Origin of the sequence: Providencia sp. PROV033, from assembly GCF_028484855.1 — a bacterium.
GTDB lineage: Bacteria > Pseudomonadota > Gammaproteobacteria > Enterobacterales > Enterobacteriaceae > Providencia > Providencia alcalifaciens.
In genome coordinates this window covers 1-20231 of record NZ_JAMPSW010000028.1, presented here as the reverse complement: position 1 = coordinate 20231, position 20231 = coordinate 1, and the positions used below count along the sequence as shown (strand labels likewise).

The 20231-nt window shown below is 41.5% G+C and carries 18 protein-coding genes and 1 pseudogene; 7 read left to right on the top strand and 12 right to left on the bottom strand.

Features of this window, described 5'->3' with window-relative positions; translation table 11 throughout:
* Positions 1–9: 9 nt before the first annotated feature.
* From PSF16_RS07115 to PSF16_RS07100, 4 genes are all read right to left on the bottom strand, one after another.
* A complete protein-coding gene (locus PSF16_RS07115) occupies positions 10–1635 on the bottom strand; it encodes a DUF4139 domain-containing protein (RefSeq protein ID WP_272689026.1) in 1626 nt (541 codons plus the stop codon).
* A gap of 303 nt (positions 1636–1938) precedes the next feature.
* The gene (locus PSF16_RS07110; RefSeq protein ID WP_036979394.1) at positions 1939–3060 is read right to left on the bottom strand and encodes a ribosomal protein uL16 3-hydroxylase; all 1122 of its coding nucleotides are present in this window, start codon (positions 3058–3060) and stop codon (positions 1939–1941) included.
* Between the two features lie 326 nt (positions 3061–3386).
* Complete coding sequence (locus PSF16_RS07105; protein WP_272689037.1) at positions 3387–4733, bottom strand: ISNCY family transposase; 1347 nt, start codon at positions 4731–4733, stop codon at positions 3387–3389.
* Positions 4734–5213: 480 nt separating this feature from the next.
* Positions 5214–5444: an AAA family ATPase gene (locus PSF16_RS07100; RefSeq protein WP_272689025.1), complete on the bottom strand. Its 231-nt coding sequence runs from the start codon at positions 5442–5444 to the stop codon at positions 5214–5216.
* Positions 5445–5534: 90 nt separating this feature from the next.
* Between PSF16_RS07100 and PSF16_RS07095 the strand changes: the two are divergent.
* A pseudogene (locus PSF16_RS07095) lies at positions 5535–5708 on the top strand (porin); the annotation flags it as partial.
* 55 nt (positions 5709–5763) lie between these two features.
* On the opposite strand, the gene gss reads toward PSF16_RS07095, so the two are convergent.
* Positions 5764–7659 (bottom strand): bifunctional glutathionylspermidine amidase/synthase, encoded by a 1896-nt coding sequence (gene gss, locus PSF16_RS07090; protein WP_272689024.1) that lies wholly within the window; start codon positions 7657–7659, stop codon positions 5764–5766.
* 161 nt (positions 7660–7820) lie between these two features.
* The gene (locus PSF16_RS07085; protein WP_006659807.1) at positions 7821–8084 is read right to left on the bottom strand and encodes a DUF3811 domain-containing protein; all 264 of its coding nucleotides are present in this window, start codon (positions 8082–8084) and stop codon (positions 7821–7823) included.
* 144 nt (positions 8085–8228) lie between these two features.
* Here PSF16_RS07085 and mnmH point away from each other — a divergent pair, with 144 nt between their 5' ends.
* Positions 8229–9350, top strand: coding sequence for a tRNA 2-selenouridine(34) synthase MnmH (gene mnmH, locus PSF16_RS07080; RefSeq protein ID WP_154601159.1), 1122 nt, complete (start codon positions 8229–8231; stop codon positions 9348–9350).
* 128 nt (positions 9351–9478) lie between these two features.
* Entirely contained in the window at positions 9479–10693 is a 1215-nt protein-coding gene (locus tag PSF16_RS07075) for a hypothetical protein (RefSeq protein WP_272689023.1), read from the top strand.
* A 285-nt stretch (positions 10694–10978) separates the two neighbouring features.
* On the opposite strand, the gene PSF16_RS07070 is transcribed toward PSF16_RS07075, so the two are convergent.
* From PSF16_RS07070 to PSF16_RS07050, 5 genes are all read right to left on the bottom strand, one after another.
* Entirely contained in the window at positions 10979–11623 is a 645-nt protein-coding gene (locus PSF16_RS07070; RefSeq protein WP_272689036.1) for a LysE family transporter, read from the bottom strand.
* A 121-nt stretch (positions 11624–11744) separates the two neighbouring features.
* Entirely contained in the window at positions 11745–12203 is a 459-nt protein-coding gene (locus tag PSF16_RS07065) for a YaiI/YqxD family protein (RefSeq protein ID WP_006661738.1), read from the bottom strand.
* A 166-nt stretch (positions 12204–12369) separates the two neighbouring features.
* The gene (locus PSF16_RS07060; RefSeq protein ID WP_036965749.1) at positions 12370–13395 is read right to left on the bottom strand and encodes a threonine aldolase family protein; all 1026 of its coding nucleotides are present in this window, start codon (positions 13393–13395) and stop codon (positions 12370–12372) included.
* Between the two features lie 102 nt (positions 13396–13497).
* Positions 13498–14139 carry a DNA oxidative demethylase AlkB gene (gene alkB, locus PSF16_RS07055; RefSeq protein WP_036963683.1) on the bottom strand — a complete coding sequence of 214 codons (642 nt, stop codon included), beginning with the start codon at positions 14137–14139 and terminating at the stop codon, positions 13498–13500.
* A 45-nt stretch (positions 14140–14184) separates the two neighbouring features.
* Entirely contained in the window at positions 14185–15048 is an 864-nt protein-coding gene (locus PSF16_RS07050) for an EamA family transporter (protein ID WP_272689035.1), read from the bottom strand.
* Between the two features lie 99 nt (positions 15049–15147).
* Here PSF16_RS07050 and PSF16_RS07045 point away from each other — a divergent pair, with 99 nt between their 5' ends.
* Positions 15148–15633, top strand: coding sequence for a MarR family winged helix-turn-helix transcriptional regulator (locus PSF16_RS07045; RefSeq protein ID WP_006659815.1), 486 nt, complete (start codon positions 15148–15150; stop codon positions 15631–15633).
* A gap of 40 nt (positions 15634–15673) precedes the next feature.
* Here PSF16_RS07045 and PSF16_RS07040 read toward each other — a convergent pair whose 3' ends face one another.
* Positions 15674–18313 (bottom strand): VWA domain-containing protein, encoded by a 2640-nt coding sequence (locus PSF16_RS07040; protein WP_272689022.1) that lies wholly within the window; start codon positions 18311–18313, stop codon positions 15674–15676.
* On the opposite strand from PSF16_RS07040, the gene PSF16_RS07035 reads away from it, so the two are divergent.
* The 3 genes from PSF16_RS07035 to PSF16_RS07025 all read left to right on the top strand — a co-directional run.
* The gene (locus PSF16_RS07035; protein WP_272689021.1) at positions 18295–18558 is read left to right on the top strand and encodes a RidA family protein; all 264 of its coding nucleotides are present in this window, start codon (positions 18295–18297) and stop codon (positions 18556–18558) included. The two genes, PSF16_RS07040 and PSF16_RS07035, sit on opposite strands and share 19 nt — an antisense overlap.
* Before the next feature lie 62 nt (positions 18559–18620).
* Complete coding sequence (locus tag PSF16_RS07030; RefSeq protein ID WP_036979384.1) at positions 18621–19589, top strand: threo-3-hydroxy-L-aspartate ammonia-lyase; 969 nt, start codon at positions 18621–18623, stop codon at positions 19587–19589.
* Between the two features lie 85 nt (positions 19590–19674).
* A partial coding sequence (locus tag PSF16_RS07025) for a helix-turn-helix transcriptional regulator (RefSeq protein ID WP_272689020.1) occupies positions 19675–20231 on the top strand: 557 nt, incomplete at its 3' end.

The following is a 20231-nucleotide window of genomic DNA, read 5'->3' as shown; positions in this document are numbered from 1 at the left end:
TTCCGTTAACTACAGCCCATTAATTTGCTTATTTTTAGGGTACTTCAGTGTGTAACTTAATGGTAATTCAACAGCTTCTTGAGGTTTAAGCGTTAAATCCCACTCAATTTTGTTTTCTTTCTCATCCAATTTTCCGCCTGTGAATTCAGGATTAAGTACCTTAATATCCGTATCGCGGCTGATAGGCAATTGGTCATAAACAGACAATTTAATGTCATTATTCCGTGTGTTACGTACTTTAATTAAGAAACTTTCTTTTTGTTCAACGCTAGACCCCATAAATGAGGGCTTGTTACGTACACTGGCATTGTTAACTCGAGAAATTTGAATATTATCATCCACGCCAAATGGAATATCCAATGTCTCAGTTAATTGATTGGAATTGACATAAAAATTCCCCACATAGCTATTCATAAAATAGATATTGGCGGGACCATTAAGTAAATTCAGCCTATCCCAATCATCAATCTGCCCCTGCAAATAGACCTCTTCAGCAATTTTAGGTGTGGACGTATAACGATACTTTGCATCCACATCCGCTTGTTTGATGGTAATGGATTTTGCTTTAGGCGTAGAGGCTAGGCTGAATGGCAATGCAATATCATAGCTAAGATTGACGCCATTAGTATTTGTCGAGACGTAGTTTGCCATACCAGGGCTGCGTTTTTTTACTGCGGAAATTTCAGCAACGGGGGCTGCGGGCATCGCCATATCCATGGAGGCTGACATTTTGTTATTCGCATAGCTTTGATTGTATTCATCATAGATAGACAATAGCCACGGCGTTAAAAATGGCGGGGTGATATTGCGAGTTGGGTTGGCAGAGGAAAGGGTGAGTTTTACCTTATCCCAATCCAGTCCCGTATTCTGGATAACGTCAGCTTTGTAAGTAATATTGATTGGTTTATCAATACTTTTTGCACGAATATCGTAACTCGGTGACCAGCCAGCATCTGGAGTCACGTACGACACTTGCATGTTGCTGGTCAGGTTCTTGGGCGTTTCGATATTCAGCACAATTTGAGTTTGCTCGCCAATATTACTGGGAATATTCTCATCAAATTGAGTTTGTAAGAGTCCTTGTTTTTCTGTCAATGCTTCAATCTGTTGTTGATATGCTAGGTTTTCCCCCAAGATAGTGGACATCTGTTTACGGATAAATTCCAGCTTAGAGGCGGATTGTTCGAGGGATAGTGCCGTCGTTTCCCCAAAAAAACGTTGGTCTTTTAGTAAGGCAAGTTGATCATCGCCTACTTTTATCTTGATATTGAGTTCCGCTATTTGTGTTGTTATTGCCTCTATTTGTGCTTTTAAGTTTGCCGCTTCTCCCGAATAAACCGGATTTACCGCCACGGTTTGCACATCAATAGAACGAATTAAAACATCATCATTATCTAAGCTAATTGAGAGGCTTTTTGGATCAATATGGTCCGCAACATGCGTAAAAATGATCTGACTTTCACCTTGTGGCAAATTTACGGTTGCACTATTTGTTAACTCTGCACCACGTAAAAAGACAGTAGCTTGATTTAATTTAAGAGGATGAAGGACAGGCGTAGATTCAGCAAATGCTTGCCATGACGCTAATGCCGAAACGAATAAAATCCCTTTAGTGAATTTATGTATGACAAACATGCGAATACCCCATGACTTAAATAAATATATTTTATAAATCATATTGGATTTTGATCCACAGAGATAACAGAATAAGCCTAAAGTACAGTGATTATCCTAACCGTTATTCGTAACGGACCTTTTTGAAATGATTTTTAACTTCAATGGGTTACTTAAAAAAGGGGGGAGATAGTAGGGTTATCAGCATATTAAAATGTCATTCGGTTCAATTATACGAAAGATGTAGCAGCAACTTTTGGTAACCGAGTGACTTGAGATAGAACACCCGCAAACAGGTGTTCTATCTTGTCAGTCTGATACCACTTATTCGTCGAAATACCAATATCCCTGATTGATAAATTCTGTTAACTCCGCAACAAAAATTGGGTTCTCCAGTGCTTCACCGAGTTCATTTATTCCGGCTTCTGTAAACTGGCACAATGCGTCGGCAGCCTGTATTTCTGTGGTATTCCAACCTTCTGAATTAACGAAGAAATGATCTCCGATTCTCATAACACGTAGCCCGCTCAGTCGTATCAGTTTTTCACCGGCATTTAGAGCGCTCAGTACTTCTTCCGGCTGATACACCGGTTCAACAGGCGCAATATCCAGTTCATGGCGTGGAGTGGTTGCAAAACGACCTAACCATTGTTCAAAATCACCAGGCTTGCTGATCATTTCAATCATCATAGCTCGTAGGCGTTCCACCTCATGAATCTCCATGGTTCCCGCATTTTTGGTCACTTTCAGGTCAGGGTCGCCATAATTTATCCCACCCAGATCCTGTTCTAGCGCATAGTCTGCAAAACTGCTCAGCAGATCGCGTCCGGTCGGACCGCGAAAGCCGACAGAATAGTTCATGGTATCTTCAAAGGTGAAACCATCGTGAGGAAATCCAGGCGGGATGTACAGAATATCTCCCGGAGCCATTTCCACGTCAATAATCGGTTCAAATGGCTCGACATGCAATAATGCCGGATGTGCGCAGAACTGACGCATGGGAAGGGCGTCACCCACGCGCCAGCGGCGACGTCCCATTCCTTGGATGATGAATACATCATAATTATCAATGTGCGGTCCAACACCACCGCCAGGCACCGAATAAGAAATCATCAAGTCATCTAGACGCCACTCAGGTAGTACCCGAAACGGTTTGACCAGTTCAGCGGCCGGCATATGCCAATGGTTAACAGCTTGCACTAGCAGTGACCATCCTTTTTCGCCTAGTTCGCTGTAGTCCTCAAACGGACCGTGACTCGCTTCCCATTTATTGTCAATAAAGCTGACAAGGCGGCTGTCAACTTCCGGTTCCATCGCCAAACCAGCGAGTTCATCCGGAGTGATCGGGTCGACAAAATCAGGAAATGCATTTTTCAATACAACGGGTTTTTTCTGCCAGTATTTTTCTAAAAATTCAGGCCAGTTAAGATTTAGTTTGTTAACCATGTGACCACATCTATATGAGTAAATAAGCCTGTCATTATAGAAGTAATACACTGCCATATTTTTGTTTGGCATCAAACGTCGGTTAATAACTTTTGAGGGAATATCTGAAGCATGGGAACTAACAGATGCCATCAGTAGCTTGTAGGAATCACTTCAAAACAAAAGATTTATAAGGTCGAGCTGAGTTTATAGCTGAAAAAGAACCAACACGATTAACCAGCCATAACACTGGATTTCTTTATTTCATACATATGTCACTCCAATTTTAAAATGTCACCCAATTCCCCAAAATAGAAATGTCACTTTTCATTAGGAGAATAGGGTGATTATCGCCTTAAGCTGGCTCTAAATTCCTCTGGATTAGCTAAGACTGGATTGATGGCTCTGAGTTGCTCCTGAACCCTTGCTTGGGCTCGTCTTTTTGGCATCTTTTGACTTCTGTCTCGTTTACCTTGGCGTTCCAAGTCATCCATCTTGTCTTGAGCCAGTTTAAGTACGGTGCCAAGCCGTTTATTATCAACGATTTGTCCTTGGTCAATACACTCCAGCTTATCAAACACCTGATAACGTAGTGAACGGTATCCATATTTGAATGCTAATGTGCCATCAGGATAGTCATAGACTTGGATGTTTTCACCGGCGAGTCGTGAGTTTTCTTCCGTAGGTTCAACAAGATATATCATCTTGTCATAACGGAATGTGAGGGATTTTGTGAGCTTGCGTGTTTCTTGCCATGAGAAAATATCATCGATTTCCTCTCGATGTTCAGTTATTGGACGATGCAGGTTTTTAGGGTATCGAGGAGCACGAGCAAAACGCTGGTTAAAATCACTCACAAAGCTTTCTAACCATGCATTAGCCTCTTCAATGCTGTTGATGCCTTCCAGTCGCATTTCTTTGATTAAACGGTCTTGGAGCGTTTTGTTAGCTCGCTCTACGCGACCTTTTGCCTGTGGGCTGTTAGCACAAATCAGTTCGACACCAATATCATGGAGAACCCGACCAAATTGAGTTGTACCGGTCGTGGCGCCATTCGGGTGATTTACACGAAAAACACCTTGTTTATCACTGTAGAATGCAAGAGGTTTACCATGTTTTTCAATGTATTCTCGTGTTGCCAGCATGTAATCAAAGGCGGATTCGGTTTCGCCAAAACGCAGGTGCATTAAGCGTCCAGTGGCGTCATCAACAAACACCAGTAAACAACATTTTGGTGCTCGACCTTCAAACCAATCATGATGAGATCCGTCTAGCTGGATCAGTTCTCCAAGGCAATCACGACGACTACGGGGCTGGTAAATGCGAGGTTTTCGCCGAACATAAGGAACCCAAAGACCATCAGCAACCATCCATTTTCTGATAGTCTCAACAGAAACAGTAATTTTATGTTTTTCAAGTAATTTTTCGGTTGCTAGCGTCGGACCAAAATCACTGTAATTTTGATGAAGTAGCGCCATAACACGTAGTTTAAATGCGTCAGGGAAGCAGTTATTTCCTTGCTTTCCCCGTTGCTCATGTGCCAATCCCGCGATGCCTAATTCGCGATACCGGTTAACAAGCCGTTGCACCTGCCGCTCAGTCAAATTAAGTTGAGATGCTGCATCACGCCGGCGTAATCGTTTTTCACAAACCGCCTGAATAACATTAACCCGATTTAATTCTTTATCTGACATAGTCACCAACATTTTGAATGTCCTTATCGCGGCAAAAGGTTTACTCCTTTATGCCGCAAAAAGTGACATTTCTAAATTGCTAAAAAGTGACATTACTAAATTGGTGTAATAACATAGGTTCGCATAATGCATATTATGTTAAATGACATAAATGGGATTAAATATCGATGACTGAGAACATATTATGGTGCACCCCTTTCTTTTATCTTCCATGATCTAAAAGTCCAAACACCTGATAGTCAACCTTGTATAAGCTGACTTTTATTTCATGACCAATATTGTATCGATTGCCTCTATCTTTTATTTCTTGTCTAACATAAACTGAACACCATCGCGTTCTAAATAGCAAAAACGCTCCTTTTTTCTTGCATATAAAACAGAAAATCCGAGCATCTCTACCCAAAAATTAAGGCTCTTATCTAAGTGACTAACGATAAGTTCAGGAACAAGTTTATTCCAGCTAATCATAATATTGATGCCCTATTCTATCCATTCTACTAGTTCATCAACCTGCGAATGAGAAATTTCAGCAAATGCTTGCCTATCAAGCCATGGCAGTACATTTCCACCAATACGAACTTGATCCTGAATGATGGCTCTGCCAGACTCCGGTAAGCACGTGTATTTTTTAGCGCTTAGCTTCTCAATGATCGTACTTTTACCTGCACCTGGTCCGCCGGTAATAATAATCTTTTGGTCACGATTAATCATATATTTCCTTTATTTTTACTGTTCAACATTCCTCAAAACCATAATTCAATTCAAACTGCTTAGGTGGTAAGCGTGTTCAGCAAATTCAAAGGTAGCAAATATTTAGTTAAATATTTGGCTGTTGGTGCCGCTTATGATTTCAATAACAACATGTCTGCCGTGATTGATTACAAAATTAACTTACTCAATAAAAATGATTTTACGCGTGATCACGATATCAACACTGATAACGTATTAGGTCTTGGTTTAGTGTACCAATTCTAATTAGTCGTCTGTCGAAAGTGGCGCTATCTTCAATATCAAAGATAGCGCCATTTTTTTACTTACCTTGCTTTAAATACTCGTCGTCTTCAAGCACCCAAAGAGGCTCAATATCGCTGTCTTTCTTAATCACCAAAGAAGGATCTGAACGCAAACATGCGCCACCATAATGCCCGCCAACTGTGAAGGTACACACTTGAATATAACGGTCAGCAACTTTAGGCAAACACCACAGTTGTTGATAAACGTTCTCTTGATAGGCAAATTGACCACACGTTTCATCAAGAACTTCATCTTGATGATCCACCAAGCCAATATTGTTACCACAACGCCCCGCTATCGGTTTCACGGCATAACCGGTTTGACGTAACTCATCGTTAATTTCAAAGTCGGTATCTAATAAATATGGGTGATGCGGAAACAGAGACCATAAAATAGGCAAAATAGCTTTATTACCAGGGATCACGGTCCATAACGGTTCGAAAACACAAATTTCTGGGCGCAACAACACATCAATCAATCGAACATCATTATGGTGAGGGTGCCCTGTTCGGATAGGCAAACCCGAGAATTTAATATCGTTCTCACTTTCTTGGCGTAATTGTTCCAACGCAGTTTCCCATGCCCATGTTTTCCATACGCATTGAAGTATTCGCCCATCACCATCCACAACTTGACCCGTTTCATTCCAGACTAATTCGTCTAAACCATGAATAATCTTGCATTCAAATCCTGCAGCAATGATCGATTGAGCCATAAACAGTGCGTGATAGTCCTCTTCATTGTCTTTATCCTGCATGATATGAATAAAGGGTTTTGCTGTTGTATGCTTCCAAGTATCTGTGAGCAATTCTTGCAAGCGCTCACCGGGATTCCATCCTGTGCTTATCCCACTGATTTTTGACCATTTATCAATGATTAATCCAGTTTCTGTATGACAAGATGCTGAGTCCGCATTGTATTCATACACTTTCAGTCCTCGCTGATCCATACAAAAATCAAGTCGCCCCGTTACCATGTCATGCCTTCTATTTTGCCATGACAAACGTAAACGAGGCCAAAGGATTTCAGGAATATTAAATAATTTCAAAAGATGATCATCTTTCAAAACTTTTTCAGTTGCATGTAAATACATCAAGTGAACTTCGTTTGTCGCTTGCATCAATTGGTTTTCAGCGGTACTTGAAATCGTGAAATACTCGTGTGGATCGGCACTAATCTTATGACCGTGATTCGCCTTAACATACGCTAATTCGATAGGGTTAGATTCATCTAACCAATTCTGATTGAAATTAATTTGGCTATCTACTCTAGCAGCATGCAACTTCATTAATTGGGGATCAATCTCAGGCTCTTCATAGGCATACTGGTCATTATCCGTCTGTACCATCCAACCGAGGATTGTGGTATCTGTGAATGTGTCAGATAACGTATAGATTCCGTCATCACACGTTAACGGAAGTTCGCGAGTCCATTGTTGCCCCACAGGTAGTTTATGGTGCAAAACATTTTGCTCCACAACTCTCACTTTGTTGTCAAAAACTTTTGTAATAACAGCGACATGCCCAGTATGTTGAAATTCGCCACCCTCATCCCAAATCAACAAACTCCCCGCGGAAGGCTTCATGCGACTGCCATTTTTATAGGCGCGTAATGGCAAAATACCATCGTCTACCACATGGCGTAAAAAGCGTAATGCGAAAATTTCATACGCCATCCCGACATCCGTGAATACGACGCCATAGTTGAGGTAAAGAAAGCGGCGGGCAAACTCAACACATTGCCATTTATAGCCCATGTACTCATTATTGATATAGCTGCGAAAAGAGATATCTTCTTGCTTTTCGAGATCAGGAATAGAGCTGTAATCTGATGAATAAATCGCAACACCACCAGGGGCATAGCCAAGTAAAGTACCAAACGGTTCATGTTCTTCTGTCTTGCTCAGAGTCATATTACAGCCCCACTGATATTATTTAAATTGCAATTATAAGAATGCTAATAATCAGTATACGCCTGTAATATTTAAAAAACTTGGCTTTTTTTATGGCATAAAAAAAGCACTTACCAGTAAGTGCTCATCGAGTGAATATGGGATGGAATACTAAAATTTTGCTAGCGATGACCTCGAGTATGGTTATTCGATGACCAGTTGTATGTCGCAGAACTTTCACTTACACGTTCTTTTTTCTTTTGGGTTCTTTTTGCTTTCACTTCTTTTTCAACTTCAGCTGATATTTCAGTAATGATCTGTTTTCTGACTTTGTTCTCTTCTGAATTGGTTAAATCACGCCCTACACTTTTACGCTCTTGAGCTAACCGTTGTCTCACCCGCATTTTTTGAGTTTCAGTCATTTCTTGCAGCGTTAGTATTTTCATGTCATTACCCCTTCGAAAGTTGAAAGACGACTTTCAATATAGCACTCCATTCTCTTTTCGTCCCAGATAAGGTGCCATCCTGCCTATTTAGGAGTATAGTAGCCTTCATTGAAATCTGAATTGATATGAATCATTTTATTTATTATGGAATTAGCGCTATCCACTCTTGAAATTCGCCAGATCCTCGCTTCTGACACCCCAATTATTGATGTTCGTGCTCCTATTGAGTTTCAACAAGGTGCCATGCCATCTGCACTCAATTTACCGTTAATGAATGACGAGGAACGTGCTGCTGTAGGTACGTGCTATAAACAAAAAGGTTCAAAAAAAGCCGTCGAGTTAGGTCATCAATTAGTATCTGGAGAAGTGCGAGAAAACCGAATTAATGCTTGGAAAGCAGTGTGCCAACAACACCCTGAGGGCTATCTTTGTTGTGCTCGTGGTGGAATGCGTTCGCATATAGCCCAACAATGGCTAAAAGACGCCGGTATAGACTACCCACTCATCAATGGAGGGTATAAAAATTTGCGCCAAACCACCCTTGATGCCATTGATGAATTAGCACTGCGCCCAATACTATTAATAGGTGGCTGTACAGGGAATGGAAAAACATTATTGGTCCAAAGCTTCGATAATGGAATTGATCTCGAAGGGATTGCTCATCATCGCGGCTCCTCTTTTGGTCGAACATTAGAAACCCAGTTTTCACAAGCCACGTTCGAGAACCATCTAGCAGTTTCTATGTTAAAAAAAGCCCCCAAGCATAACCGATGGATAGTAGAAGATGAAGGTCGTGCGATTGGTGTTAACAGCCTGCCTGATTCACTACGTCGAGCAATGGAAACCGCAACCATCGCTGTTGTTGAAGATCCTTTTGAGCGGCGCATTGAAAGGTTAAAAGAAGAATACTTTGACCGAATGACCCATGATTTTTTGACTGCATTCGGTGAAGAACAAGGTTGGATTGCCTACAGTGAATATTTACATCATGGATTGTATGCGATACGTAAACGCTTAGGCTCCCAACGAGCCATTGAGCTAACAAAATTACTCGATGAGGCTTTAATCGCTCAGCGCCAAACCGAAAAAACTGATGTCCATTTTTCGTGGCTAACCCCGCTTCTCCATGAATATTATGACCCGATGTATCGTTATCAATTGAGTAAAAAATTGGATCGAGTGGTATTCAAAGGGACATATGACGAAGTCTCTGAATGGGTCAAACTGACCGCCAACGAGGAATGTCCCCTTCCATCATATAAATAACCTTCGCCATTTTTTTAGATATTGGTGATTTTCCATGCATAACATTGCTTTTTGCAAGTTACTTAATAACCGTTTGGTATGTTAGCTGTGAATATATCAACACATATAATTAACTCTGGAAGAAAACAATGTCTACTATTAATACTAATACTCAATCAACTCAATACATACAGACCCTTTCTAAGCAAGCACTTAGTGAGAAAAAACAAACGCTCACCAACCAGCTTAAAGTAATTAATAATACAATTGAAAGCCATGAAAGTCTGTTTTGTGAACAACAACAAAAGATTAAACATATACAACAGAGAGTATTTTCTAAATTGACAAAAATATCCGATCAGTATGGCAGTGATAGCATGATTCGTATCAAAAATAAGCAAATTCGCGAGCAGCCAAGTAACAGCTTTTTAAAAAAACTCTTTTTTGGTAACCGTTATAAATCAGAGTTAAAGATTGCGGCTGAAATGGTGAATAGCAAAAAGAGCCATATTACAGCCTCTGAATTTAGTAACTATCTCGATCAGAAAATATCTAAATATGAAACAAAAAATAATGAATTAACACAGACAATATGCTCTGAGAAGAAGAGTCTTCCTTCAATTAAAAAAGAACTCACACAAATTAATGATCAATTGAAAAAGATTCAATTACAAGAAGCCGAAACCAAAAAAATTACTGAAGAAAAAAACGATTTTGCATTGATTTACCAAAGTAATGCTGGCTGTAAGGCGATTAATGCGCAAGCGCGATATCTTTATGGTTCATCTACTCAAAGAGCAAGCTTAAAAGGTAGTGACGTCATCGCAGAATATGAGCGTGTTCATGGCGATAATATTTTTACCAAAGGCAATAAACATTACAAATCTGACTTGAACTCTTATGCCGAGAGACTGACAACACTGGTCGAGACTGCAACACAAAACTGGTATACCCCAACAATGACAACCGAGAAAACGTATCGTGGGCAAGGAATGACAAATCAAGGACTCCAGACATTAATACAGCATTTTAATGCCGATAAAAATCACGATAATAAAACTGTTTATCAAGTAGGGCAGTTTTTTTCCACCTCTTCAAGATACGATATCGCTGAACGCTTTGCTAAGCCTCGCGATAATGAGGTAAAAGTCATATTTACTGTCATGGGTAACAGTGGAAACGAGATTTATGTTTCTGATGGACTTGGCTTTAATGATAATGAGAGTGAGAGGCTTTATTCTCCACTCGCAAACTTTACGGTGGCCAATTTAACCCGAAGTTCAGCGCAGAATAATGATTATACCTATCATATTACATTGGAAGAAGTCCCATTACAGAAAGGGGCAAAATTACTTCCTTACTAAGCCAAACTTCCGCTATATCATCGAAAAACGTGACACCGTCACGGAATATTGATGATATAGCCAATTAACAAAACCCGATTCCCAATAGAAATAATCCCCCTAATACACAACATATCCCTGAACTAACATACCAAAACAGATCATTATGATGCGCTCCCCTGCATTGAGACATTTGAATCCACCTGCCCCAACACCAAACAAGCAAAATATAATAGTGCGGCGTTCCATGTTAGAACGGCTACCAAATACCATGCTGTTATTCTTAGGCTTGATCTTTCAATGAGTCTATTTTTTAAAGGTGAGCTCGGTAATACCTTGGTAAATCAATTTAGAAGCTAATCCGCCTAAAATGAATCCAACCCCTTTACCAATAACTTTATGAATACGGGAATAAGTACGCCTAACTGAGGATAATGAGAATGTCTGGCATAATATAATACGCCAAATAAGGGATGCTAAAACAATTCCAAGCCAAATCAAAAGTTTAGCCCAAAGCGGTGTTGACGGTGAAATCGTCGTAGAGAAAATACTCATAAAAAATAAAACGGTTTGCGGGTTAGATAGATCAACAATTAATCCTCTACGGAAATAAACCCCTGTCGGAAAAATTTCAGTTTTATTTTCAGTTGCAAGAGACAGTTGCGTTTTATTTCGAAAAACACTGATCGCGTAATACAGTAGGTATAAACCACCTAAAATCTTAGTCAGAGAAAATAACGATTCAAATTGGGTCATTAAAGCCACCAGCCCAAATAACCCTAATCCTGAATAAATCGCATCCCCTAAGACAATACCATAACCGCATGTTAATCCGGCTTTCTTACCTGAACTTAACGTCGTTTGGACGACGGTGAATAAGTTAGCTCCGGGATTAAAAAAAGTCAGAACAAATAAAAACAGCGTAATCACAATACTGTGCAGTGGATCCATCATGGTGTCTCACATTTGAGGAGGATTTTTTTATTATAGACACAGATAACTCACCGTAGTGCAATCTATGTCAGGTTATTGAAAATCCATCCTAAGCGAAAAATGTGCTCCCCAAAAACAACTATGCCAACGATTTTCTGCGTTGCAGTAACCACTTATCCAATTCATTAGCAAATTGTTGACGATCTCGCTGATTTAAACTCGCGGGGCCCCCTGTTTGCACACCACTTGCTCGCATCGTATCCATAAAATCTCGGATGGTTAAACGCTCACGAATGGTTGCCTCACTGTAACGTTCACCTCGTGGATTTAACGCAACAGCCCCTTTTTCCATCACTTCTGCTGCCAATGGGATATCCGCGGTAATAATTAAATCCCCCGCTTGCGCTCGTAAAACAATTTCATTATCCGCAACATCAAAGCCCGCAGGTACTTGTAACGTTTTTAAAAATGGTGAAGGCGGAACGGACAAGCGCTGATTCGCCACAAACGTAATTTGCACTTTCTCTCTATCTGCTGCTCGATATAACACTTCTTTAATTACTTTCGGACAAGCATCCGCATCGACCCAAATTACCATCATTAACTTATAACCTATTTATCTAAAAATTTGTGCCACACATCTATAGCATGTGATGAAAATTGAGAAGGAACTCACTGCTTAGCGTTAAAGCTGAGGATGATAGCATGAACGACACCTGTTAGCTGGAAAGTAAGCCCTAATCACAGGGCTTACACTAACTTAATTAACGCAGTGATTTGAATACGCGAATAAACGCCTCAACATCTTGCTCGCTTGTTGACCACGAAGTACATAAACGCACACACGTTTTACCCGCTTCCGGTGCTGGCATACTACTTAATACATAGTGAGTGAGCAGTTTTTTCGCTAAATCGTCCGGTAACACGACAAACACTTGGTTCGATTCAACTGGCGCTAAGAATTCAAAACCTTGCTGAGTAAAGAATGCCGCTAAGTGCATTGCCATCTCATTTAAATGTTTACCCAATTTAAAATAAAGATCATCTTTAAACAGGGCGTTAAATTGCGCTGCAAGTAACCAACCTTTAGCCTGTAACCCACCTTTTTGCTTGATGCTAAAGCGAAAATCAGATTTTAAGCTTGGGTTTAGAATCACTAAAATTTCGCCAGTTAATGCGCCAATTTTAGTGCCGCCAATATAAAAAATATCGGTCAACTGAGCCAGATCCTCAATGGTGACATCACTTGCATGAGACATTAATCCTGATGCCAAACGCGCGCCATCCATAAAGAGCCATAAACCCTGTTCATCACAAATCTGGCGCAGTGCAATCAGTTCGTCTTTGCGATAAACCGTTCCAATCTCTGTCGAGTTACTGATATATACCAGTTTTGGCTGTACACAATGCTCATCAGTGTGGTGCGCTAATACTTGTTTAATCAATGCGGGTGTCAACTTACCGGACGCTGAAGGTACCGTGAATACTTTATGTCCTGTTGCTTCAATCGCACCCGTTTCATGTACGGCAATATGCCCCGAATCCACAGCAATAGCAGCCTGATGCGGTCTTAATACATGGGAGATAGCCGTTAAATTGGTGATCGTTCCACCATTAAAGAAATGAATATCTGCATCTGGACGACCAATACGCTGTTTTACTTGCTCAGCCACACTGGCGCATAACGTGTCGGTACCATACCCTTCAAAACGCTTACCCACTAAACTATTGAGTTCTTCCATCACTGCTGGGTGCGCTATTTCATTATAATCGTTAATAAAACTGTACATTGGCAACCTACCGTTAACTCGTGTTGTGTTAAAAACAAGCCAACAGTTATATGCGTATATTATTCAATATTCAATGATATTTTATCGGGGATCGATATCGCATTACTTTGCTGATTGTGAACGACGAAATGTGAGGTTAAATCGATACGCGCCGAATTGCGGATGAACCCCTGATTTAATGTGGCGTACACCATGGTAATTCAGTCGTGAACGTCCCCCCCAAACGAATACATCGCCATGTTCCAATTCAATGGATTTACGAGGATGCTCTCTCGTTGAGCCGCCAAAATCAAATATCGCCGGTAACCCTAATGAAAAAGAGACAATGGGTTGAGAAAAATCGGCTTCATCTTTATCTTGATGCAACGACATTTTCGCACCTACACCATAACGATTTATTAAGCAGGCATCGGGGGCAAAACCAACGAAACCTGCTTTTTCAGCGGCATTTATCGATAATTGTTTAAATAATGCAGGCATTAGCGGCCATGCTTGTTGAGTGTTCGGGTCAATCGAAGAATAACGGTAACCATGATGATCAGTCACCCAGCCCCAATCTCCACAATTGGTCATCGCGACTGACATGGCATAGCCACTGGGTGTTTCCATATGACGTAGAGGTGCTTGGGATATCACCGCCGATAATTCAGCGAGTATTTGTTCCCCTTGCCCAAGCAGAAAACCTTTAAGAAGGTAAGCATCTGAGGCAATGTCGATCGTATTGTCTTCATCTGGAAATAGCATAATCACCACGTATCGGAAATGAGCGCCTATTCGGCGCTTTTCTATTTAAACCTCTTGCTGTCGCCTTTTCAAGGCTAATTTTCGCTCCACTCTTTGGCTCCCCCATACACTGAGTAAAATCACTAACATTCCCAGTAACTGCAATGGACTCAACTGTTGATCAAGCCATAACCACCCTAGAATCACTGCGCTCATCGGGCTTAAAAAGCCCAATGATGCCACAGAACTCGGACCTAAAATGGCGAGTCCTCTGAACCATAATGCATACGTCAGTGCGCCACCAATCAACGTTAAATAGCTCAACCCGACAATATTTAAAATACTCAACGATGGCAATGCAGGCTCAAGAAGCAATGCGAATGGCAGTAAAACTACCCCTCCGGCAGTTAATTGCCACGAGGTAAAAGTTAATGCCGAAACGGGTGGCTGCCAGTGACGACTTAATACCGTTCCCGCCGCCATCGAAAGTGCACCACCAAGCCCTGCAATAATTCCCGTAGCATCTAATGCGGCACTTGGCGTCAGTAATAAAATTGCTACACCAAAAATACCACTCAACGCCGCAAAAATAGAAAGGCGAGATAATGGACTATTTAATAACCATCGACTCAGAAACAAGACAATCAACGGTTGTATCGCACCCACCGTTGCCGCTACGCCACCGGGTAAACGGTATGCGGAGATAAACAACAGCCACCAAAATAGCGAAAAATTTAAAATGCCAAGAATAAGTACTCGTCCCCACCAAATCCCCTGAGGCAATTTGCGTAAAAATAGTAAAAGTAACAATCCTGCGGGTAAAGCACGGAGCATGGCTAATGTCAGAGGCATACCCGCAGGCAGCATTTCAGTGGTCACTAAGTAGGTACTTCCCCATACAATTGGCGCCAGCGCAGTTAAAAATAGAATTCAATATCTATTCATGTTTACACTCTAATTGATTTATCTTGAGGTCAAGATAAATTCAAATTAGTTTGACGTCAAGATAGTTTATTGTATGATTTACCGATGGATAGAATAGATAAAATCACTCAACAATGGGAACGAGAACGCCCAGACCTTGATATCAGCGCCATGGGGCTGATTGGTCGCTTAGGTAACGTCGCCCACCACCTCACCCGTGAAATGGAAAAGGTGTTTACGCAATTTGGTCTAAATCGATCAAGTTTTGACGTACTTGCTACCCTGCGTCGAGCAGGCGCCCCTTACACCTTAACGCCCAGTGACATGCTGGCAACATTAATGGTCACATCTGGCACCATGACTAATCGCATCGATCAGCTCGAAAAAGCGGGGTATGTTGTTCGTCATGTTAATCCTGATGATGGGAGAGGCTTTTTAGTGAGCTTAACGGAGGAAGGACTCGAGTTGATAAACCGTGTCGTGACTGCACATACCGAAAACCAATCTCGTTTGGTTGCATCACTTTCTCATGACGAGCAGCAGGCATTGAATCAATTATTACGCACCTTTTTAAATGCCCTAGAAACATAGTCTATGGGTAGGTGGGGAATTCCCTTTCCCCACCTACCCATTAATGATTAAATTCAAACGGCATAAGCATTTGTGAACGTTCAAATTGATCACAAAGATAAACCAGTCGCAGGAGATTCTCCGCCGTCTGATTCTCCTGCTTTAGGTAGTGCATCAGCTGTTTTGCAAACCACAACATACCTAAATCCTGCAATGTATTAGCCACAAAGCTTAACTCTTCACGTTGGCTGACAGATAATTGTGTACGCCCAGTACAACTTTGTGCTTCAAGAATAGAAAAAATGGGGCGAGTAATTTGCTGCGCCAACAGAGGTTTTGGCACAAATACCGCATTATCTTGCTGTTTTTTCGCCATATACTTGCGAATAGCAGTCATAAATTTAGATGACTGTTTTTGGCGCGGGACTGATTCAAAATCGAGGTAAAACAGCTCAATGCCTAACTCTCTTTTTAACCAAAGTGTCTTGGGTATCAGGTGTAATTGCTGCTGATAAATATCGATTTGTACGGTAATTGCACGGATATCCCAATTTTTTTGTGTGATAAAACGTAATTCATCAATTTTATTATTTTCAATACCTTGCCAGTTTAACCGTAAAAATGCCCGATTTTGATTTGTATCCTTCACTTCCCAAATCACACATTGTTCAATCTCATTCCAGTGCAAGGGTTCATAGCTTTCAATATGCAACACGACAGGCTCAAATTGAGCATCCTCCTCCCGTTCACTCAAAAAGGTTGCTGCCGCTTTCCAATCATCAAAGCCCAGCGTATTTTTTAGTGATAGATAAGCATCATCTGTCATACGCGGCTCTTTATTCACCGCATAGCTATCCCCATTAGCCGCAAGCTTGCCTTCATCGGACAAACGCGGATTATGCAACGCAAAACTACTGCGCATTAGGTTATCTGCCGTTTGTTTCCAAATGGCTAAAGTCTGCCAAACACTCTGGCGGGTAAAGCTTGAGTCAAGGGTATTTGCACGTGCCTGACTACATTGAACGACTTTTTTCTCTTGGCTATCCCAAAAACTAAACGTTCCCCCAATTGCCCCGCTTTGGGTCTGCCACCATTCGGCATTGATAGGTATTAACGTGAGTATGTCGGTTTTAGTATCATATTGACGGCGGCCAAAGGCGCGTAACCTAGGCATTTGCTCATCATTTGCATGGGTTAATTGATAGAGATAACTGCGAATTTGCGCGATAAATCTCAATACTTGCCCTTCATCCATCGTGAAATGACGCAGTGCCAATAATCTCACTTGATAGCTTAAACGCTTTAAATAATTCGCTAAGCGAGGTAAACCTTCTGCACGTGCCGACATATTGAGTAAATGTAATTGTGCCGCACTACTCTGGCTAATATGGGAAAGACCTTGGCGCAGCATCTCCTGAATGAAATGTTGAATCGTGGCGATCACTGTATGCTCATCATCACTTAATGTTAGTGTCGCTTCATGGCTCGGCATTAAATCATCTGGCCAAATCCAGCGTTGATTCTGCTGTACAAATACCTTGGCAATTGCAGCCAAATGCAGTGCTTTTTGTTGTTTCTCAGGTAATGAAGAAAGCATTCCCTGAAAGCCATTACCACGAATATAAATAATCGGCTCTTCATATTGAGGTAATGTTATTTTCAACTGATTAGATTGGTCGTCGACGATCACCGTGTGATCTTGCCAATCCTGCAAGATCTTCACTGCTAATCGACAATCTGCCTTACTGTTTTGCTTTATCAATACAATAGGATCTAACGCTAATAGCTCTGGTAAGAGAGGCTCGATGTCAATAGAGTTGATGTTATTCTCTGTAGAATCAGTTGATTGCTCACTCTCGTATGATTGAACCCAAAGCACGGCTGCAAGGATATGCTTACAGCACCCCGCCGCTGAACAATCGCAATGGGCTTTTTGCACATCTTGAGGATCTAATGTGACTTGCTGCCCATCACTGGTAAAAGTTCCATCCGCTAAACAAATGGGTGTGACTTTGTCATTTTCCAGATCTTTGCGGGCACGGCGCAATAATCCGACATTCGCAAATACCGCCAATGCGTCATCATCTAACGCTGCCAATCCCAACAATTTGACCTGCTGGCTATGCAAACGCTCCGTGCAATTGAGTAGATGGTTCAGCGCACCACCTTCTTCGAAATCACTGATCAACGAAATAACCGTACGTTTTGGGTTGCGGATCAAACTTTCACAATAGTGCATCGCTTTGGCAATATCCGTTCCTCCCCCTAACTGCACAGTCATTAATACCTCAACTGGATCATGCGCCAAATGGCTCAAATCAACCACTTGAGTGTCAAAGACAATCAAGGAAACTCGAACAGTTGGTAATGCCGCTAAAATACTGGCACACACCGCCGCATACATAATTGAGCTTGCCATTGAACCACTTTGGTCAACACACAAAATCACATCCCACGGTAAATGTTGTTGCTGGCGGGCGTTAAAATTCGGTGTTTTTATCACCAATCGTTGATTTTGTTGGTCGTAATTCTTTAAATTCGCCGCAATTGTCGCTCGCCAATCAAAATTGCGGCTATTGGGGATCAAAGAACGTTTAAAACGATTACGGCGTCCCGTTAGGGCTTGGCGGAAATGGTTTTGTCTTCGTGTCAGGGCAATTACCGACAGATAACCAAGGAAATGTGTACGCAGATACTCCATTTTCTCAACAAGCTGAACAAGTTTTAGCTAATTTAGATGCCTGTTTATCTGCGAGTGGCGTTGCTCGACAACAACTGGTGCAAGTGCGTGTTTACATTGCTGATATGGACAATTGGCAGATTTTTAATCAAATTTATGCTAATTGGATTGGAGAATGTCGGCCTGCTCGTGCAGTTGCAGGTGTTTCCGAACTTCATTTTGGTGCAGGAATCGAAATTGAAGCCACGGCAATCGCAGCAAATTGAAGTATTCAACACCATGTTCTAAAAAATTATCAAGAATAAGCTATTAAACAATGGGGTATATCATGTCTGAATTAACGTTACCGACCTACCAAGATGTCGAAGCCGCTGCACAACGTATTGCAGGTTTTGCCCACAAAACGCCAGTAATGACATCCACTACCGTCAATAATGAGTTTGGTGCAGAATTCTTTTTTAAATGTGAAAATTTCCAACGCATGGGTGCCTTTAAGTTTCGAGGAGCGCTTAATGCACTGTCACAGCTATCCCCAGAACAAAAAAAAGCAGGCGTTATTGCCTTTTCATCTGGAAACCATGCACAAGGTATCGCGCTGGCGGCCCAAATATTAAATATTCCAGCAACGATTTTAATGCCTATTGATTCCCCTGAAGTTAAAGTCGCTGCCACGCAAGGATACGGTGCAAAAGTCATCAGATTCGATCGTTATACTCAAGATAGAGAACAACTTTGTCGTGAACTGGCTGAACAAAACGGGTTAACTATCATCCCCCCTTATGATCATGTTGATATTATTGCGGGACAAGGTACAGCAGCCAAAGAACTCTTTGAGGAAGTGGGTGAACTCGATGCCCTATTTGTCTGCTTAGGCGGCGGTGGACTGCTCTCTGGTTGTGCCCTTGCCGCCCGAGCTTTATCACCAAATTGTAAAGTGTATGGTGTTGAACCGGAGGCTGGAAATGATGCCCAACAATCTTTCCGTAGCGGAAAAATCGTCCATATTGCAACCCCAAAAACGATCGCTGATGGTGCACAAACCCAGCATATCGGTCATTATACATTCGAACTGATCAAGCAAAACGTTGATGATATTTTAACCGTTACCGATGCACAGTTAGTCGACCGCATGAAATTCTATGCTGAACGTATGAAAATCATTGTGGAGCCAACCGGTTGTCTCTCTTTCGCTGCCACTTTAAACATAAAAGAACAGCTGCGAGGTCAACGCGTTGGGATTATTATCAGTGGTGGAAATGTGGACATTAAGCGCTTCGCAGAATTAATGTTAGCTTAAGTAATTTATGCCCCTTCTCTATTAGAATTGAAAAAAATAGTTTAGAATTTAAAGAGATATCCAAAATAGACGAAGGGGTATAGTCGTGGCAAAACCAAAAGAAAACAGTTTATTGGCTCAAATTGAGGCCATTGCACAAGGATTGAGTGAGACCTTTGCCCCTTTTTGTGAGGTCGTCGTGCATGATCTCAAAAACCCTGAGCATTCGATTATCTCCATTCATAACAACCTTTCTGGACGTAAAGAAGGAGAAGCAACCACCGAGTTGGGGCTTGCACGTATTGAATCTGCTGACTTTCCCAATATCATCACTAATTATGCGAACCAATTTCCGGATGGACGCCCTGCTAAAAGCACCTCCATTGGTATCAAAGATGAAACAGGTCAATACGTTGCGGCACTGTGCCTCAATTTAGATATGACGCAATTTCGAAATATGCAAAGCATGCTTTCACAGTTTACCGAAGTCGGATGTAGCCCAGTAAAAGAACATTTAGAGCCAAATGGTAGTGAGGCCATTCGTGCTCGTATCGACCAGTATGCCGCCTCTATTGCGGCAACTCCGCGTACACTCAAAGCGGATGATCGTGTTGCTCTTATTGAGCTATTACGCAAAGAAGGTCTTCTTGATATTAAAAAATC

What these genes read in the sequence shown, in the direction of transcription:
- PSF16_RS07065 (WP_006661738.1), bottom strand. Translation starts at nt 12,203, where the DNA reads ATGGTAATTTGGGTCGATGCGGATGCTTGTCCGAAAGTAATTAAAGAA.
- PSF16_RS07070 (WP_272689036.1), bottom strand. Translation starts at nt 11,623, where the DNA reads ATGGATCCACTGCACAGTATTGTGATTACGCTGTTTTTATTTGTTCTG.
- PSF16_RS07030 (WP_036979384.1), top strand. Translation starts at nt 18,621, where the DNA reads ATGTCTGAATTAACGTTACCGACCTACCAAGATGTCGAAGCCGCTGCA.
- PSF16_RS07115 (WP_272689026.1), bottom strand. Translation starts at nt 1,635, where the DNA reads ATGTTTGTCATACATAAATTCACTAAAGGGATTTTATTCGTTTCGGCA.
- PSF16_RS07100 (WP_272689025.1), bottom strand. Translation starts at nt 5,444, where the DNA reads ATGATTAATCGTGACCAAAAGATTATTATTACCGGCGGACCAGGTGCA.
- PSF16_RS07075 (WP_272689023.1), top strand. Translation starts at nt 9,479, where the DNA reads ATGTCTACTATTAATACTAATACTCAATCAACTCAATACATACAGACC.
- PSF16_RS07105 (WP_272689037.1), bottom strand. Translation starts at nt 4,733, where the DNA reads ATGTCAGATAAAGAATTAAATCGGGTTAATGTTATTCAGGCGGTTTGT.
- PSF16_RS07085 (WP_006659807.1), bottom strand. Translation starts at nt 8,084, where the DNA reads ATGAAAATACTAACGCTGCAAGAAATGACTGAAACTCAAAAAATGCGG.
- mnmH (WP_154601159.1), top strand. Translation starts at nt 8,229, where the DNA reads ATGGAATTAGCGCTATCCACTCTTGAAATTCGCCAGATCCTCGCTTCT.
- PSF16_RS07040 (WP_272689022.1), bottom strand. Translation starts at nt 18,313, where the DNA reads ATGGAGTATCTGCGTACACATTTCCTTGGTTATCTGTCGGTAATTGCC.
- alkB (WP_036963683.1), bottom strand. Translation starts at nt 14,139, where the DNA reads ATGCTATTTCCAGATGAAGACAATACGATCGACATTGCCTCAGATGCT.
- gss (WP_272689024.1), bottom strand. Translation starts at nt 7,659, where the DNA reads ATGACTCTGAGCAAGACAGAAGAACATGAACCGTTTGGTACTTTACTT.
- PSF16_RS07110 (WP_036979394.1), bottom strand. Translation starts at nt 3,060, where the DNA reads ATGGTTAACAAACTAAATCTTAACTGGCCTGAATTTTTAGAAAAATAC.
- PSF16_RS07045 (WP_006659815.1), top strand. Translation starts at nt 15,148, where the DNA reads ATGGATAGAATAGATAAAATCACTCAACAATGGGAACGAGAACGCCCA.
- PSF16_RS07060 (WP_036965749.1), bottom strand. Translation starts at nt 13,395, where the DNA reads ATGTACAGTTTTATTAACGATTATAATGAAATAGCGCACCCAGCAGTG.